The sequence below is a fragment of the Microbacterium dextranolyticum genome (assembly GCF_016907295.1).
GTDB lineage: Bacteria > Actinomycetota > Actinomycetes > Actinomycetales > Microbacteriaceae > Microbacterium > Microbacterium dextranolyticum.
In genome coordinates, this window is the sequence record NZ_JAFBBR010000001.1 from 991,795 (window position 1) to 1,007,886 (window position 16,092).

Below are 16,092 nucleotides of genomic sequence, written 5' to 3' on the forward strand. Positions count from 1 at the left end.
GTCTCGGCGTACCGACGATCGCACGCGGCGAGTGCCGCGTCAATCCGGCGTTTCGTCGGTGCCCCCGCCTACCGTGGAGTAATGGCACGATCCTCGAGCACGCCCACGAACGCCCGCGCGTCCGCGAAGGGCTCCTCGTCGCGCGCCCGCAAGCCGGAGCCGACCCCCACGCGCTACGTCGACGAGGTCGACGGCCCGGCGCCGATGGTGCGGATGTGGCTCGCTGTCGCGCATGCGACCGGGGGTATGTTCCGTGCGTTCGGGCACGAGAGCCTCGAAAAGGACCAGCGTCGCGACGGATTCCCGTTCCTGCTCGTGCTTCTCGCGATCGCCGGCGCGATCGTGGAATGGTTCCTCATCGGCACCGACGTCGGCACGACGATCAGCGCCTACACCGTGGGCCTGCTGATCGGGCGCGTCGCGTTCATCATGCCGGTGCTCCTTCTGCTCCTCGCCGGCTGGCTGTTCCGGCATCCTCCGTCCGTGCACGACAACGGACGGATCGGCATCGGGTTCGGTCTGTTCGTCCTCTCCGTCGCCGGCATCTGCCATGTGGCCGGCAACCGCCCCCAGCCGCGCGACGGTGCTCCGGGGCTGAGCCCCGCCGGTGGTCTGTTCGGGTGGATGCTCGGCGAGCCCTTGAGCTTCCTCACCCCGATCGGCGCGTATGCCGTTCTCGGCATCCTCGCGTTTCTGAGCGTCCTCATCCTCACGAAGACCCCGCCGAACCGCATCGGACGGCGTCTCGGTGATCTGTACGCGTGGATGTTCGGTGCCGAGCGACCTGAGCCGGCACCGGCGACGGCTGCCGCGGCGACGGGGCCGACGGTGGCCTTCGACGTTGACGACGCCGACGCCGACGAGAAGGATTCCGGCACGCCGTGGTGGCGCCGGAACAAGAGCGGCCGCGAGGAGGACACGGACGGCGCGCTCGGCTCGACCGACCTGACGGCTCTCCTCGATCCGAGCTCCGACGGCGGCTTCGACCAGGCGATCGCCGCGCCGCCGATGCCGCCTCTTCCCGACGCGGCCACGGAGATCATCGACCCGGTCGTGATCGAGAACGCCCGGACGGCGGCGAAGAAGGCCGACACGGGCATCCGCGAAGACAGCGGCGAGATCATCCTCGACGACGGCATCCTGCCCGGCATCTCCGCACTCGGCGACGACCACGACGGCCGTCCGCCGCAGGCCCCCTACCGCCTTCCCGCCGTCACCGCCCTCGCGCAGGGCGACCCGCCCAAGGCGCGGTCCGAGGCCAACGACCGTGTCGTGGCCGCGATCACGGGCGTCTTCGAGCAGTTCTCGGTGGATGCCCGGGTCACCGGATTCTCCCGCGGCCCGACCGTCACACAGTACGAAATCTCGCTCGGGCCCGGAGTGAAGGTCGAGCGCATCACCGCGCTGACCAACAACATCGCGTACGCCGTGGCATCCAACGAGGTCCGCATCCTCGCGCCGATCCCCGGCAAGAGCGCGATCGGTGTCGAGATCCCCAACACCGACCGCGAGATCGTGACGCTCGGCGACGTGCTGCGCTCGCAGGCGGCGACCTCGCAGACCCACCCCATGACGATCGGCGTTGGCAAGGATGTCGGCGGCGGCTACGTCGTCGCGAACCTCGCCAAGATGCCTCACCTGCTGGTGGCCGGCTCCACCGGCTCGGGTAAGTCGAGCTTCGTGAACTCGATGATCACGAGCCTGCTGATGCGCGCGAAGCCGTCCGAGGTGCGGATGGTCCTCATCGACCCCAAGCGCGTCGAACTCACGAGCTACGCCGGCGTGCCGCACCTGATCACCCCCATTATCACGAACCCCAAGAAGGCCGCCGAGGCGCTGCAGTGGGTCGTGAAGGAGATGGATATGCGCTACGACGACCTCGCGTCGTTCGGGTTCCGTCACATCGACGACTTCAACCGCGCCGTCGTCGCGGGCGAGATCCAGCTGCCCGTCGGCAGCGAGCGCGTGCTCAAGCCGTACCCGTACCTGCTGGTCGTGGTCGACGAGCTCGCCGACCTCATGATGGTCGCCCCGCGCGACGTCGAGGACTCGATCGTCCGCATCACCCAGCTCGCCCGTGCCTCCGGCATCCACCTCGTCCTCGCGACGCAGCGCCCCTCGGTGGACGTCGTGACGGGCCTCATCAAGGCCAACGTGCCCTCGCGCCTCGCCTTCGCCGTGACGAGCGTGACAGACTCGCGCGTCATCCTCGACCAGCCCGGCGCCGACCGGCTCATCGGTCAGGGTGACGGCCTGTTCCTGCCGATGGGTGCCTCGAAGGCCCTTCGCGTGCAGGGTGCGTGGGTCGCCGAGAGCGAGATCGAGAAGGTCGTCCACCACGTCAAGAACCAGGCGCGGCCCGAGTACCGCAAGGACGTCGAAGCGGTCGCCGAGAAGAAGGAGATCGACGCCGACATCGGGGACGACCTCGACCTGCTGCTGGCCGCTGCCGAGCAGATCATCTCGACGCAGTTCGGATCGACCTCGATGCTGCAGCGAAAGCTCCGCGTGGGCTTCGCCAAGGCCGGACGCCTCATGGATCTGCTCGAGTCGCGCGAGATCGTCGGGCCGTCCGAGGGGTCGAAGGCGCGAGACGTCCTGGTGACACCCGACCAGCTGCCCGAAGTGCTCGCGCGGCTGCGCGGCGATTCTCCGCCCGCCGCTTCCGCGCCCGCGGCATCCGATGGCTACGGTCCCGACGCCGTCGGCGACCAGTTCGCCGGCTACGAGGTGGTCGATGGTGACTCCGGCTCGGAGGATGCCTGGGGGCTCACCGGTCGCGACTGAGGACGTCCTCACGCACGGCGGATAGGCTCGGCACGTGGCGATCCCGAGGCAACTCCCCAACGCGATCACGATCGTGCGCATCCTGTGCGCACCGATCTTCCTGTGGATGCTTCTCGCAGACGGCGGCGCCGACGGCCCGCTGCGATGGTGGGCCGCGGCTCTGTTCATCGTCGCGATCGCGACCGATGGGATCGACGGTTATCTCGCGCGGCGTTACGAGGTCGTCACCGACCTCGGCAAGCTGCTCGATCCCATCGCCGACAAGGCGCTGACCGGGTGCGCGTTCGTGGGATTGTCGATCCTCGGCGAACTGCCCGTGTGGGTCACCGCTCTCGTGCTCGTCCGCGAGATCGGCATCACCGTGCACCGCCTCGTCGTGGCGAGCAGCCACGTCGTCGCCGCGGCGTGGATGGGCAAGCTCAAGACCGTGGCGCAGGCCGTCGCGCTGTCGCTCGCGCTCCTTCCACTGTGGACGATCGTCGGGGAGTGGATCCACGTGGTCAATGCGGCGATGATGTGGATCGCCGTGATCCTCACCGTCGCGAGCGGACTCGACTATGTCGTCACGGAGATCCGCGGCTCCCGACGCGGCGCACGGGGGGTGCGTTCATGACTCCGTTCCGGCCGATGCCCGATCTTCCCGACGGACTCGAGGACACCGACGTCTCGCACGCGCGCCCCACGGAGGCGCAGCGCCTCGTCGCCCGCTTGGGCGAGCTCGGCTGGACCGTCGGCGTGGCGGAGTCTCTGACCGGGGGGCTCGTCGTGTCCTCGATCGTGGGGGTGCCCGGCGCCTCCGGCGTGCTGCGCGGGGGAGTGGTGGCGTACGCGACGGACCTGAAGACGACCCTTCTCGGTGTCGATGAGACCCTGCTCTCCGCGCACGGCCCCGTCCACCCGCGCGTCGCGCAGCAGATGGCGGAGGGTGTGCGCCGCACGGTTGCGAACGACGGCACGAGCGCCGACGTGGGTATCGCGACCACCGGCATCGCCGGACCCGTGTCGCCCGATGGGCAGCCGGTCGGCACGGTCCACATCGGCATCGCGACGCCGCTCGGTTCGCGAGTGCGCTCCGTCCAGCTGTCCGGCGATCGGGCCGACATCCGCCTGCAGGCGACGGTGCTGGCCGTCCGGTTCGCGCTCGAAGCGCTGTGAACTCGCGGGGCGGGGATTCCCGGGGTGGGGCGGGAATAGGGCGTGTGACGGCCCTGTTACGACTCAGTGATTCCCACCCATTCCCCAGCACCCCGGGGTTAGGGTGACCAGCGAGTCCTGTACTGTTGTCCACCCGGGACGCGGTTCCACTGCCAGAGGAGGAGGCCCGACATGATCCTGGTACGTCAGGAGATCGGCGAAGTCCTGCGCGACTTCCGCCTGCAGAAGGGGCGCACCCTCCGTCAGGTCGCGGGGCGTGCGAGTGTGGCGTTGGGCTACCTCAGCGAAGTCGAGCGCGGGCAGAAGGAGGCGTCGAGCGAGATCCTCGCCTCGGTCGCCGAAGCGCTCGACGTGCCGATCTCGACGATCATGCGCGAAGTCGGTGACCGCATCTCGGTGCTCGAGGGACTGCAGGTTTTCCCCGATGTCGTCCCGGATGACCTCGTCGCCCTCGATCGCGACATCCAGCCGCAGCTGTCGCTGCGCTGACGTGCGTCGGAGCGAGTTCCATCGCGCGGTCGACGACGAGTTCGGTGCGCGCGCGACGTCGGTCCTGACGGATCTGACGCTGGGTGGTGTGGGCTACCGGACGGCGGCTCAGGCGATCGCGGACGGGGTCGATCCCCGCATCGTGTGGCGTGCACTGTGCGACGAGACCGAAGTGCCCGAATCGCGCCGCCACGGCGTCGGGCTGCTGGACCCGCGCCGCTGAGCGCACGCGTGTTGCGAACGCCGGGCGGCGTGTCGTCGTACTTTTGTTCTATGGTTGCGTAGGCTCCTGCACACGAGGGATCGCCGCGAGGTTGTCCACCGCCGCGACCGATTCGCCGACCGATGTCGGAGGTCCTTCGTAGCGTTGTTCCCGTCACGACGACACCTCCGCCTTGTCGCAGACCCTCTCCGCACGTGAGCGGGCGCGACAGCCTACAGGCGACGGACACGCGAACAGAAGGAGCACGTCATGCCATCACCCGCCGACCGCGAGAAGGCCCTCGAATCGGCCCTCGCCCAGATCGACCGGCAGTTCGGAAAGGGATCGGTGATGCGCCTCGGCAGCGACGAGCGTGCTCCCGTTGCCATCATCCCGACCGGCTCCATCGCCCTCGACGTCGCCCTCGGCGTCGGCGGTCTTCCCCGCGGGCGCATCGTCGAGATCTACGGTCCGGAGTCCTCCGGTAAGACCACGCTCACGCTGCACGCGATCGCGAACGTCCAGCGCGCCGGCGGCATCGCCGCCTTCATCGATGCCGAGCACGCGCTCGACCCCGACTACGCGCAGAAGCTCGGCGTCGACATCGACCAGCTGCTCGTGTCGCAGCCCGACACCGGCGAGCAGGCGCTCGAGATCGCCGACATGCTGGTGCGGTCGGGCGCCATCGACCTCGTCGTGATCGACTCGGTCGCCGCGCTCGTGCCCAAGGCCGAGATCGAGGGTGAGATGGGCGACTCGCACGTCGGCCTGCAGGCGCGCCTCATGTCGCAGGCGCTGCGCAAGCTCACCGGTGGGCTGAACCAGACCGGCACCACGATGATCTTCATCAACCAGCTGCGCGAGAAGATCGGCGTGTTCTTCGGTTCGCCCGAGACCACGGCCGGCGGCAAGGCGCTGAAGTTCTATGCGTCGGTGCGACTCGACATCCGTCGTATCGAGACCCTCAAGGACGGTACCGAGGCGGTCGGAAACCGTACCCGCGTCAAGGTCGTCAAGAACAAGATGGCCCCGCCCTTCAAACAGGCCGAGTTCGACATCCTCTACGGCGTCGGCATCTCGCGTGAGGGGTCGCTCATCGACTTCGGCGTGGAGCACGCGATCGTCAAGAAGTCGGGAGCCTGGTACACCTACGACGGCGAGCAGCTCGGTCAGGGCAAGGAGAACGCGCGCAACTTCCTGCTCAAGAACACCGACATCGCCGCCGACATCGAGCAGAAGATCCTGAAGAAGCTCGGCATCGGTCAGCCGAAAGAAATGGATGCCGCTCCTGCCGACGACCTGGCCGCCCGCCGCCCGGCCTGATGGACACGGCGAGCGACGGGGGCGAGCGCGACGCGCTCGCCCCCGTGATCCCGCTCTTCGGCGGGGATCGGCGGACGCCCTCCGCGACATCATCGACGCGGCCGCGTCCGAGCGACAGGACGTCGAGCTCGGACACGCCGAACGCGCTGCGCGCGGGCGCGGGCGCGGGCGTGTCGAGTCCAGGGAACGGTGCCCCGAGGCCATCGAACCCCGGGGCACCGAACCTCGGCGCGCGGAGCGCGTGGCCCTCGGGTGCGGGGCCGCGCGCCGACGACACACCGGACGGGAGCGGCACGTGGCACAACACGTGGACGGATGACCTCGTCGACGACGTCGGAACGGTCGACGAGGATGCCGTCGCTCGGGCAGAGGACGCCGAGGCCGCACTGCTGAAGCGGCTGCGCACGCGTTCCTTGTCGGAGCGCGAGGCATCCGCGTTCCTGCGGGATCGCGAGCTGGAAGACGATGCGGCCGCCCACATCGTCGACCGGATGCGCCGTCACGGCTACCTCGATGACGCGGCACTGGCCGAGCAGCTCGTCCACAGCGGCGTCGAACGCAAAGGCCAGGGCCGGGTCATGCTGATCCAGTCGCTCGGCTCGCGCGGAATCCCGCGCGAGGTCATCGATGCCGCTCTGGCAGAGCTTCCCGACGACGAAGCGGAGCGGGCACTCGAATTCGCCCGGCAGAAGGCGCGCACCATGCGCGACCTCGACCGCGACACCGCACTTCGACGCCTCTCCGGCCAGTTGGCGCGTCGCGGATACGGCGCGAATGCCCTGTCCGCGGCGCGTCTGGCGCTCGACGAGCTGAGCCGGCCGGCGCGGAGACCCCCCGCGGGCACCGTTCGCTTCGAGTGACCGCAGCGGCACGAAGTGTCGCGGGCGCACCCCGGCTCGCTCGAGCCACTCTGGAATCGGTGCGTCATCCGTGCGACCCTGAAGGCATGGAGACACGGTGCGAGCAATGCCGCGCACGACTGCGGGGTGGCGGAAACCGGACCTCGACGCGCGTCCTGTGCGACGCCTGTTACGCCGAGTTCTCCGGGTTGGCCGCCGGGTATCTGGCGGGAGGGACGGTCGAAAGTGCGATCAGCACCGCCGGCTGGGCGAAGCGGCTGTTCTCGCGACCGAAGCGTTAGGAGGACGTCGCGCGTGTGCTGCCCGGGCCTCGAGGGTGAGAACGCGTCACGTCGAGAGACGGACGCGGGCCGTGGGAGGAGTCGACGCTGCGCGACGCGTCACCCGCGCGTGCGGGATTCCCAGAGGTAGGTGATGGCGAGCCGACCCGTCTCCGGGTCGATCGTCGTCCGTGCATCGACCTCGTAGACGTCGGCGATCAGCTCCGGGGTCAACACCTGAGCCGGGGGACCGGCGGCGACGACCCGGCCCCGGCGCAGGACCACGACATCGTCGCAGAAGGTCGCCGCCAGGTTCAGGTCATGCAACGCCACGACGGTCGTGACGGGCAGGGTGGCGACGAGCGCCAAGAGGTCGAGCTGATGACGGATGTCGAGGTGGTTGGTCGGTTCGTCGAGCAGCAGTTCGCGGGGCTCTTGGGCGAGGGCGCGCGCGATCTGCGCGCGCTGACGCTCGCCGCCCGACAGCGTGTGCCAGCCATCGGATGCCTTCGCCGTCAGCTGCACCTGTGCGAGGGCATCGTCCACCGCCCGCTCGTCGCCGGCGGGGTCACCGCCCCACACCGATCGGTGCGGCGTGCGGCCGAGACGCACCACGTCGCGCACGGTGAGGTCGACTTCGGTCTCGGCATACTGTGACACCGTCGCGACCGCGCGGGCGATGTCGCGCCGGCGCAGCCCGCGCAGATCGTCCGCGTCGAGGCGCACGACTCCCGCATCGGGGCGAGCGACCCCCTGCAACAGCCGCAGCAACGAGGACTTCCCCGATCCGTTGGGGCCGAGCAGTCCGACAGTCGAGCCCGCTCGCGGGTGCAGGCTGACACCATCGACGACGAGAGCCCCGCCCCGTCGCCATGACACGTTCTCCGCGGACAGTGTCATGAGCGCGCCGCCTTCCGGCGGACCAGCAGGGCCACGAACACGGGCACGCCCACCAACGCGGTGCCGACGCCCACGGGCAGGGGCGACGGCGCGAACGCTGTGCGCGATGCGGCATCCACCCACACCATGAACAGTGCTCCGAGCACGATCGTCGCGGGGATCACCCGCGCGTGACGCGGCCCGACCAGAAGACGCGCGGCATGCGGCAGGACCAGACCCACGAATCCGATGGCGCCGGCCACGCTGACCAGGGTGGCGGTCATGAGCGCGGTGAGCACGAACAGCAACAGACGTACTCGTCCGACGTGGATGCCGAGGGATGCCGCCACATCGTCGCCGAAGGCGAAGGCATCCAGCGTCTGCGCGGATGCCCCGATGAGGACCGACCCGAGCGCGACCACCACGGCGGCGAGCACGACGTGGTTCCATCGCATCCCCTCCAGCGAACCGAGCAGCCAGAACATGACACCGCGTGTGGCATCCGAGTCGGCGAAGGCGAACACGACGAGCGAGGTCACCGCCGAGAAGAAGTGCGTCCCCGCGACGCCGGCCAGGATCACTCCCGAGGTGCCCGCGGACGCCGCCCGGGCGAGCAGCAGCACGAGAGCGAAGGCGACCAGCGCGCCCACGAACGCGCCCGCCGACAGCCCGAGCGTCCCGGCTCCGAGGCCGAGCACCGCGACGAGCACCGCTCCGGTGGAGGCGCCCGACGAGACGCCCAGGATGAACGGGTCGGCGAGGGGGTTGCGCAGAAGCGCCTGCATGACGACGCCGCACAGCCCGAGGCCGGCGCCGCAGGCGGCGGCGACGAGTGCCCGGGGAAGGCGGTCTTCCCAGACGATCGCGTTGGCCGCCGCGCGGACGGGGATGTCGGCGAGTCCCAGGTGGTTCAGCACGATGTCGCGCACGTTCACGAGCGAGACATCCGTCGGCCCGAGCGTCATGGCGACGGCGACCGACACGAGGAGGGCGACGGCGCCGCCCCCCACCACGAGCGCCGTGCGCAGACGTCCGGAACGGACGTGCGGGGTCGCTGCGGTCATCCCCGGCCCTGCTGCCGGTCCCACCAGGAACGGATCTTCTCGAGTCCGTCGACGAACCGGATCGACGGGTTCAGCTCGGCGCCGTGCAGGGCGACGATGGCGCCCGACTGGACCGCCGGGATCGTCCGGGTGAGGGGATCGCTCGTGAGGAAGGCCATCTTGTCGTCGAGACGGTCTCCGGGAAAGCGGTCACGCTGCAGGTCTCCCACGACGAGCACCGTCGGCTGCGCCGCAGCGAACGACTCCCAGCTGACGGCGGGCCAATCCTCGCTCCGGTCGGCGAAGACGTTCGTCATCCCCGTCATCGAGGCGAGCAGCTGCGCCGATCCCCGCCCGCCCCCGATGTAGGGCGTCTTGGTGTCGGCGAACCAGAATGCCACGGTTCGTCCCGTCAGATCCATGCCGTCCGTGGCCGCGGCCGCCCGGCGCTGCAGGTCGGCGATCAGGGCATCGCCGCGGCTCTGGACGTCGAAGATCGTCGCCAGTTCCCGGATCTCCTGGTAGAGCACGTCGACGGTGAGCGGGGTCGTGCGGGCGCCGGTTCCCCCGTTGATGCTCTTGCCCTGATCGCAGTCGGTCGGAGAGAGGTATGACGGGATGCCGGTCGAGGTCAGCCGGTCGCGCGTCACCACCCCGCCGTCCTTGAAGTGGCGACCGAAGGATGCCGTGACGAAGTCGGGATCGGCGCCCATGAGCACCTCGTAGGTCGGCGCATTGTCGGCGAGACGCGGGACGGCAGCATTCGCGTCCGCGAGAGACGGCAGGACGGGGTCGGTCCACGACGCCGTCCCCGCCATCCGATCCTGAAGACCCAGAGAGAGGAGGATCTCGGTCGAGTCCTGATCCAGAGACACGGTGCGCTCCGGTGCGGCGTCGATCGTGACCGAAACGCCGCAGTTCTCAAGCGTCACGGGATAGACGGTGCGGCCTTCGCCGCCGGCGCCGGTCGTAGCGACGGGAACGGGCTCGGACGCGCCGCACCCGGCCAGAACGGTCAGCGCGACGACGGTCGCGGCGACGACGATGAGCGGGCGGAAAGCGCGCGCGGCGTGTGACCCCATGGGACTCCTTCGGGTTTCCGAGCCCCGTGGATGCGGGGTGACGCAGAGGAAAGGGTACCCTAAGGTCGCTGGGCCGGAACTCCACGTTCCCGAGCGGAGGAGCACTACCTCCGGGACGGCGCCGACGCGACGCGCCAGCCGTCGAGGTCGGCATCGAGTCGTTCGGCATGCCCGAGCGACAGCCGGCCGATGCCGGCGTCATAACGCCGAGCGACGATCCATCGGCCGAGGCGCGTCTCCGTCGGTCCTCCGCCCGCGGATCGTGGCAGGTGTCCCCGGGAGCGGAGCCAGTCCGCACACTCGGCGAGCGCCGCCTCGAAGCCGGCACGCGAATGAGTGGATTCGCGCCAGCGGGGAACGGCCCGATCGAGCAGCCTCACCCGATCGTCGGACAGAAGACCGCGGCCCGCCTCCCAGCGGCGTTTCGCGAGCCACCGCGCGAGGCGCACGTCGGCCGGATCGGGCGATCCGGCCGACGGCAGGGCGCCGTCTCGGCGGCGCACCGCAGCCGCGAGCTCACCCACGGTCTGCGCGAACCGCGACGCCGTCGCAGCACTGCGCGGGGTGTCCTTCCGGTGCGCCGTCATCCATCCGCCCCCGGGTCGCTGAGAGATTCGCGGGGGTACGGGGCGCTGGGACGCCCCGCACCGACGGACGGTCGCTGCTTGGGGCCGCGGCATCGTCCGTGGCGGCACCTTCCGATGCCGCCTTCCCGCCGGCCGACGTCGGAACAACGGCCTCATCCATGAGAGTGATGTGTCCGCAGATCATGACGCGAAACCGTCGGATTCCGCGCTCTACGTCGAACGACGGCCGAGCTGGGTCTACGGCGCCGCTGCCGGGGGGTGGACCGTAGAATGAAGGCATCATGACCTCGCCGTCCGCCACTCCCACGCTGATCGCGCCCTCGGACGCCGCCGTCGCCGCTGACGGTCGCGTGCGCACCTATGAGGTGCGCACCTTCGGCTGCCAGATGAACGTCCACGACTCCGAGCGCCTCTCCGGCTCGCTCGAGTCCGCCGGCTACGTACGCGCCGCCGCCGGCGACGAAGCCGACGTGGTCGTCATCAACACCTGCGCCGTGCGCGACAACGCGGCCGGCAAGCTCTACGGCACGCTCGGGCATCTGAAGAGCCGCAAGGACAAGCACGAGGGTATGCAGATCGCCGTGGGCGGCTGCATGGCGCAGATGGACAAGGATGCCGTGCAGGCGAAGGCGCCGTGGGTCGACGTCGTCTTCGGCACGCACAACATGGGATCGTTGCCGAGTCTGCTCGAGCGGGCCCGCCACAACGGCGACGCCGAGCTGGAGATTCTCGAATCCCTCGAGGTGTTCCCCTCGACGCTCCCGACCAAGCGCGACTCGGTCTACAGCGGATGGGTGTCGATCTCGGTCGGCTGCAACAACACCTGCACGTTCTGCATCGTCCCGCATCTGCGCGGCAAGGAGAAGGACCGCCGCCCCGGCGACATCCTGAACGAGATCCGCCTGCTCGTCGACGACGGGGCGATCGAGGTGACCCTGCTCGGCCAGAACGTCAACAGCTACGGGGTCGAATTCGGCGACCGCCAGGCCTTCGGCAAGCTGCTGCGCGCGGCGGGGGAGATCCCCGGGCTCGAGCGCATCCGCTTCACCAGCCCGCATCCGGCCGCCTTCACCGACGACGTCATCGACGCGATGGCCGACACTGCGCAGGTCATGCCGCAGTTGCACATGCCACTGCAGTCGGGTTCGGACCGCATCCTCAAGGCGATGCGGCGCTCATATCGCGGCGACAGGTTCCTGGGCATCCTCGACCGGGTCCGCGATCGCATCCCGCACGCCGCGATCTCCACCGACATCATCGTCGGCTTCCCCGGTGAGACCGACGCCGACTTCGACGACACGATGCGCGTCGTGGAACAGGCCCGCTTCGCGAGCGCGTTCACCTTCCAGTACTCCATCCGCGAGGGCACACCTGCCTCGACCATGCCCGATCAGGTTCCCAAGGACGTCGTCCAGGAGCGTTACGAGCGCCTCGTCGCCCTCCAGGACCGCATCAGCCTGGAGGAGAACCAGAAGCTGGTCGGACGCGAGTTGCAGGTGCTCGTCTCGACCGGCGAGGGCAAGAAGGATGCCGAGACGCACCGCCTCACCGGGCGCGCCGAAGACAACCGCCTGGTTCATTTCGAACTGCCCGCCGGCTCCGAGATGCCGCGCCCCGGCGACGTCGTGACGGTCTCCGTCACGCACGCTGCGCCTTTCCACCTGCTCGCCGACAGCGTCGACGGCGCTGCGCTGCGAGTGCGCCGCACGCGCGCCGGTGACGCGTGGGATCGCACGCAGGCCGAGTCGTGCGGCGTGCCGTCCGTACCCCCCGCCGACGGCGCGGCCCGCAGCGTCGGCCTCGGCATCCCCACCCTGCGTCTGAACGCCTGAGCGCGCCGCGCGCTCCCGTCTCTCCGGCCCGCTCCGTATGGCACCGTCGCAGGTCCGCGATCCGCGGCGGCCCGGCTCGGGACGCCTCTGGGCGGTCGTCGGCGCCACCGGCACCGGCAAGACCGATCTTTCCTTGCGCCTCGCCGAGGCGGTGATCTCCCGTGGGCGCGGCGCCGAGATCGTCAACGCCGATGCCATGCAGCTGTACCGGGGCATGGACATCGGCACGGCGAAGCTCCCCGAGGCCGAGCGCCGCGGCATCCCGCACCATCTCTTCGACGTCCTCGAGGTGACGGATGAGGCCGCCGTCGCGGCATACCAGGACGCCGCCCGTGCGGCGATCACGGATGTCTTCGACCGCGGCGCGGACGCCATCGTGGTCGGGGGGTCGGGGCTGTACGTATCGAGCATCGTCCACGATTTCCGCTTTCCACCGCGCGACGAGGCCTTGCGCGCCGACCTCGAAGCCGAGCTCGAACGCGACGGCGCAGCCGCCCTGTACGCCCGGCTGCGGTCGCTCGATCCGGCGACGGCGGAGCGGGTCGATCCCCGCAATGCCCGTCGCCTCATCCGGGCGCTCGAGGTGCTGGGCCAGGGGGCGCACACGCACGGCGCGGTGCTCCCCGCGGCACCGGCGCTGTGGCATGAGTCCACGACCCTTCTCGGCGTCGATGTGCCGCGCACGGACCTCGTCGAGCGTCTCGACCGCCGGGTCGAGGGGATGTGGACGGCGGGGCTCCTGGACGAGGTGGCGGGGCTGCGCGAGCGGGGCCTGGAGCGCGGAGCCACGGCATCCCGCGCGATCGGGTACGCCCAGGCGCTCGCACAGCTGACCGGGTCGCTCGACGAGGGTGAGGCGATCGCGCAGACGCAGGCACTCACGCGCCGTTACGCGCGCCGCCAGGTCTCGTGGTTCCGTCGCTACGACGACCTGCGCTGGGTCGCCCCCGACGTCGACGCCGGGGCACTGGTCGACGCGGCGGTGTGATCCGCGCGTGTTCGATGCGGCAGGCACCGCGAGAGGGCGCGACCGTAGACTGAGCGCATGGCACAGACGGTCGCGTTCACGAAGGGGCACGGTACGGGCAACGACTTCGTGATCGTCGCCGACCCCGAGGGGTCCCTCGCCCTGTCCGACGATCAGGTCGCGGCGCTGTGCGATCGCAGATTCGGCATCGGCGCCGACGGCATCCTGCGCGTCGTGCGCTCCGCGGCGATCGCGGAGGGGGCCGCGACGAGCGACGCGGAGTGGTTCATGGACTACCGCAATGCCGACGGCTCCGCCGCCGAGATGTGCGGCAACGGCACCCGCGTGTTCGCGAAGTACCTCGTCGACACGGGCCTCGCGACGATCGACGACGCGCCGCTGCGCATCGGCACCCGCGCCGGCGTCAAGACGCTCACCCGCAGCGAACTCGGGTTCGAAGTCGACCTCGGGCCGTTCACGATCGACGAATCGGATGTGGTGATCCGTGCGCGCGGACTGGACGTGCCCCGGCCCGGTGTCGGCATCGACGTCGGAAACCCGCACGTCGTCGTGGCGCTCGGATCCACCGCAGAGCTCGACGAGCTCGACCTCACGGCGCAGCCGGTGCTGACCCCGGCGCCCCCGCACGGGGCGAACGTCGAGTTCGTCGTGCCCGCCGACCCGCTCGTGCGCGGCGGCGTCGGCGCGATCCGGATGCGTGTGTTCGAGCGGGGCGTCGGCGAGACCCTGTCGTGCGGCACCGGTGTGGCGGCTTCCGCACTCGCGGTGCGCCACTGGGCGGGGCCGGCGGCTCCGGACGCCTGGACCGTCGATGTGCCCGGCGGCACCCTCGGCGTCCGCGTGGTCCCGCATGCGGACGGACCGCACGTGCTGCTCTCGGGGCCGGCCGCCCTCGTGTTCTCGGGCGAGGTCGCGCTGGCCTGACGCGGCATCCGGGGCCTGCCGCCGCGGCGACTCAGTCTCCGAGGCCGGCCAGCAGCTCCGCGGGCGGAACGAAGTAGACGCCGCCGGTGAGCGCCGTCGAGGCATCCAGCAGCCGATCGTGCTTTCCGGGCGGATCGCCGATGAACATGCGCTCGAGCATCTTCTCGATGACCCACAGCCGTCGCGTGTAGCCGATGAAGTACGTGCCGAACTCTCCGCGTCCGGGTGAACCGAACGGCATGTTGTCGCGCAGGATGTCGTGCTCGACCCCGTCGTCGTCGACGATCGTGGCGAGCGTCTTGTGCGCCTTCTGGTCGGGCGCGGCCGCGTCGTCGAGTTCGACATTGTCGCTCTTGGTGCGCCCGATCACCGCTTCCTGCTGCTCGGCGGTGAGCGCCGTCCAGGCATCCATCCGATGCACGTACTTCTGCACGACCAGGTAGCTGCCGCCTTCTGCGGCGGGGTCTTCCGTGCCGACGATGGTGGATGCCGGGAGCGCGGCACCCACCGGGTTCGCCGTTCCGTCGACGAAGCCCAGGAGGTCGCGGGCGTCGAAGTAGCGGAAGCCGATCGTCTCGTCGACGACGCGCACGCTGTCGCCGAAGCGGTCGAGGAGTTGGCGCTCCAACTCGAAGCACAGGTCTCGCCGATTCGCGCGGAGGTGGAGCTGCACGTCGCCCTCGGTCGCCGGCGCCGTGTGCACCGCGCCGCGCACGTCGCGGAAGGGGTGCAGCTCGGCGGGGCGAGGAGCGCCGGTGACGGCATCCCACATGTCGCTTCCGATCCCCACGGTGCACGCGAGGGCGGCGGACAGGTCGCGGAAGGCGACGTTCTTCGTGATGTCCTCGACGCTGGAGAGCACGTCTCGGACGGTCGCGACGGCGTTTTGGGCGTCGGTCAGGGCGAGAGTGAGGAGCACAGCCGACGACGTCAGCGGGGCATCCACACGCTGCGGTTCGATCGGCACGCGGCGCTGGGCCGACCCGGCGTCACTCACCGATGATCTCGATGGGGCTCGTCGCGGGGCTGCCGTGGCGACGCACCTTGAGCACGCGGAACCCGCGGCCGGTCGCGGCCCGGGTCACGGTGTAGCCCGGGTGGAACGTCGCCGCCAGCCACCGCTGCAGCGAATCCGAACCGAGGTTGCGCTGGACGACGAGCCACGCATCGCTGCGCTCGTCGAGCCGCGGCAGCCACCGCTCCAGCAGGCCGTGCAGTTCGTTCTTGCCCACACGGATGGGTGGATTCGACCGGATCGATCGGAACGTCACGTCGCCCGGCACCTCATCCGGCAGGACCGCGGTGATGTTGTCGAGCCCCCATTCGGCGGCGTTGCGGCGCACCAGGTCGAGGGCGCGTTCGTTGACGTCCACCGCCCAGATCTGCGCGTGCGGCGCGGCGACGGCGAGGCTCAGCGCGATCGGACCCCAGCCGCACCCGAGATCGAGCAGGTGCCCTCCGGGTGGGGGAGGCGGGGTGCTGGCGAGGAGCACTCCGGTGCCACCGTCGACGTGATCGGGACTGAAGACCCCGCCAGCGGTGGTGACTTCGCCGGTGCGGCCCGAGAGGGTGACGCGGATGCGGCGGAGGTGCTCGGCGCTGGACGGAGACGCACTGAAGTAGTGGTCGCTCCCCATCCTGCGAGCGTACCCGAGCCGCACCCGCTCTCGTGCCGCTAAAC

The 16,092-nt window shown here is 70.2% G+C and carries 16 protein-coding genes; 10 read left to right on the forward strand and 6 right to left on the reverse strand.

Going from position 1 to position 16,092, the window contains the following annotated elements:
* Positions 1-81: 81 nt before the first annotated feature.
* The 7 genes from JOE64_RS04410 (at position 82) to JOE64_RS04440 (ending at position 6,816) form a co-directional block, all read left to right on the forward strand.
* A complete protein-coding gene (locus JOE64_RS04410; RefSeq protein ID WP_204963133.1) occupies positions 82-2,787 on the forward strand; it encodes an FtsK/SpoIIIE family DNA translocase in 2,706 nt (901 codons plus the stop codon).
* A gap of 34 nt (positions 2,788-2,821) precedes the next feature.
* Positions 2,822-3,400, forward strand: a complete 579-nt coding sequence (gene pgsA / locus JOE64_RS04415) for a CDP-diacylglycerol--glycerol-3-phosphate 3-phosphatidyltransferase (protein ID WP_204963134.1) — start codon at positions 2,822-2,824, stop codon at positions 3,398-3,400.
* Positions 3,397-3,942, forward strand: coding sequence for a CinA family protein (locus tag JOE64_RS04420; protein ID WP_204963135.1), 546 nt, complete (start codon positions 3,397-3,399; stop codon positions 3,940-3,942). The genes pgsA and JOE64_RS04420 overlap by 4 nt, the downstream gene beginning before the upstream one ends.
* A 171-nt stretch (positions 3,943-4,113) precedes the next feature.
* Entirely contained in the window at positions 4,114-4,431 is a 318-nt protein-coding gene (locus JOE64_RS04425) for a helix-turn-helix domain-containing protein (RefSeq protein ID WP_204963136.1), read from the forward strand.
* Position 4,432: 1 nt separating this feature from the next.
* Positions 4,433-4,654 (forward strand): DUF3046 domain-containing protein, encoded by a 222-nt coding sequence (locus JOE64_RS04430; protein ID WP_204963137.1) that lies wholly within the window; start codon positions 4,433-4,435, stop codon positions 4,652-4,654.
* Positions 4,655-4,903: 249 nt separating this feature from the next.
* Positions 4,904-5,956 (forward strand): recombinase RecA, encoded by a 1,053-nt coding sequence (recA, locus tag JOE64_RS04435; RefSeq protein WP_204963138.1) that lies wholly within the window; start codon positions 4,904-4,906, stop codon positions 5,954-5,956.
* On the forward strand, positions 5,956-6,816 hold the full coding sequence (locus JOE64_RS04440) for a regulatory protein RecX (protein WP_204963139.1): 861 nt from the start codon (positions 5,956-5,958) through the stop codon (positions 6,814-6,816). Before recA ends, JOE64_RS04440 begins: the two co-directional genes overlap by 1 nt.
* Before the next feature lie 380 nt (positions 6,817-7,196).
* On the opposite strand, the gene JOE64_RS04445 is transcribed toward JOE64_RS04440, so the two are convergent.
* From JOE64_RS04445 to JOE64_RS04460, 4 genes are all read right to left on the reverse strand, one after another.
* Entirely contained in the window at positions 7,197-7,976 is a 780-nt protein-coding gene (locus JOE64_RS04445; RefSeq protein ID WP_204963140.1) for an ABC transporter ATP-binding protein, read from the reverse strand.
* On the reverse strand, positions 7,973-9,019 hold the full coding sequence (locus JOE64_RS04450; RefSeq protein WP_204963141.1) for a FecCD family ABC transporter permease: 1,047 nt from the start codon (positions 9,017-9,019) through the stop codon (positions 7,973-7,975). Before JOE64_RS04450 ends, JOE64_RS04445 begins: the two co-directional genes overlap by 4 nt.
* Complete coding sequence (locus tag JOE64_RS04455) at positions 9,016-10,080, reverse strand: ABC transporter substrate-binding protein (RefSeq protein ID WP_204963142.1); 1,065 nt, start codon at positions 10,078-10,080, stop codon at positions 9,016-9,018. The genes JOE64_RS04450 and JOE64_RS04455 overlap by 4 nt, the downstream gene beginning before the upstream one ends.
* A 104-nt stretch (positions 10,081-10,184) precedes the next feature.
* Positions 10,185-10,667 carry a helicase associated domain-containing protein gene (locus tag JOE64_RS04460; protein WP_204963143.1) on the reverse strand — a complete coding sequence of 161 codons (483 nt, stop codon included), beginning with the start codon at positions 10,665-10,667 and terminating at the stop codon, positions 10,185-10,187.
* 281 nt (positions 10,668-10,948) lie between these two features.
* Between JOE64_RS04460 and miaB the strand changes: the two genes are divergently transcribed.
* The 3 genes from miaB to dapF are packed head-to-tail and all read left to right on the forward strand — an operon-like array spanning position 10,949 to position 14,411.
* Positions 10,949-12,499 carry a tRNA (N6-isopentenyl adenosine(37)-C2)-methylthiotransferase MiaB gene (miaB, locus tag JOE64_RS04465; RefSeq protein WP_204963144.1) on the forward strand — a complete coding sequence of 517 codons (1,551 nt, stop codon included), beginning with the start codon at positions 10,949-10,951 and terminating at the stop codon, positions 12,497-12,499.
* Between the two features lie 37 nt (positions 12,500-12,536).
* Entirely contained in the window at positions 12,537-13,487 is a 951-nt protein-coding gene (gene miaA, locus JOE64_RS04470) for a tRNA (adenosine(37)-N6)-dimethylallyltransferase MiaA (RefSeq protein WP_204963145.1), read from the forward strand.
* A gap of 57 nt (positions 13,488-13,544) precedes the next feature.
* Positions 13,545-14,411, forward strand: coding sequence for a diaminopimelate epimerase (gene dapF, locus JOE64_RS04475; protein ID WP_204963146.1), 867 nt, complete (start codon positions 13,545-13,547; stop codon positions 14,409-14,411).
* 31 nt (positions 14,412-14,442) lie between these two features.
* Here dapF and JOE64_RS04480 read toward each other — a convergent pair whose 3' ends face one another.
* On the reverse strand, positions 14,443-15,408 hold the full coding sequence (locus tag JOE64_RS04480; RefSeq protein WP_204963147.1) for a Dyp-type peroxidase: 966 nt from the start codon (positions 15,406-15,408) through the stop codon (positions 14,443-14,445).
* Entirely contained in the window at positions 15,401-16,048 is a 648-nt protein-coding gene (locus JOE64_RS04485) for a class I SAM-dependent methyltransferase (RefSeq protein WP_204963148.1), read from the reverse strand. The genes JOE64_RS04480 and JOE64_RS04485 overlap by 8 nt, the downstream gene beginning before the upstream one ends.
* Between the last annotated feature and the right edge of the window lie 44 nt (positions 16,049-16,092).

Coding starts and splice junctions, on each gene's coding strand:
- JOE64_RS04410 (WP_204963133.1), top strand. CDS start 82: ATGGCACGATCCTCGAGCACGCCCACGAACGCCCGCGCGTCCGCGAAG.
- JOE64_RS04420 (WP_204963135.1), top strand. CDS start 3,397: ATGACTCCGTTCCGGCCGATGCCCGATCTTCCCGACGGACTCGAGGAC.
- JOE64_RS04425 (WP_204963136.1), top strand. CDS start 4,114: ATGATCCTGGTACGTCAGGAGATCGGCGAAGTCCTGCGCGACTTCCGC.
- recA (WP_204963138.1), top strand. CDS start 4,904: ATGCCATCACCCGCCGACCGCGAGAAGGCCCTCGAATCGGCCCTCGCC.
- JOE64_RS04440 (WP_204963139.1), top strand. CDS start 5,956: ATGGACACGGCGAGCGACGGGGGCGAGCGCGACGCGCTCGCCCCCGTG.
- JOE64_RS04445 (WP_204963140.1), bottom strand. CDS start 7,976: ATGACACTGTCCGCGGAGAACGTGTCATGGCGACGGGGCGGGGCTCTC.
- JOE64_RS04450 (WP_204963141.1), bottom strand. CDS start 9,019: ATGACCGCAGCGACCCCGCACGTCCGTTCCGGACGTCTGCGCACGGCG.
- JOE64_RS04455 (WP_204963142.1), bottom strand. CDS start 10,080: ATGGGGTCACACGCCGCGCGCGCTTTCCGCCCGCTCATCGTCGTCGCC.
- JOE64_RS04460 (WP_204963143.1), bottom strand. CDS start 10,667: ATGACGGCGCACCGGAAGGACACCCCGCGCAGTGCTGCGACGGCGTCG.
- miaB (WP_204963144.1), top strand. CDS start 10,949: ATGACCTCGCCGTCCGCCACTCCCACGCTGATCGCGCCCTCGGACGCC.
- miaA (WP_204963145.1), top strand. CDS start 12,537: ATGGCACCGTCGCAGGTCCGCGATCCGCGGCGGCCCGGCTCGGGACGC.
- dapF (WP_204963146.1), top strand. CDS start 13,545: ATGGCACAGACGGTCGCGTTCACGAAGGGGCACGGTACGGGCAACGAC.
- JOE64_RS04485 (WP_204963148.1), bottom strand. CDS start 16,048: ATGGGGAGCGACCACTACTTCAGTGCGTCTCCGTCCAGCGCCGAGCAC.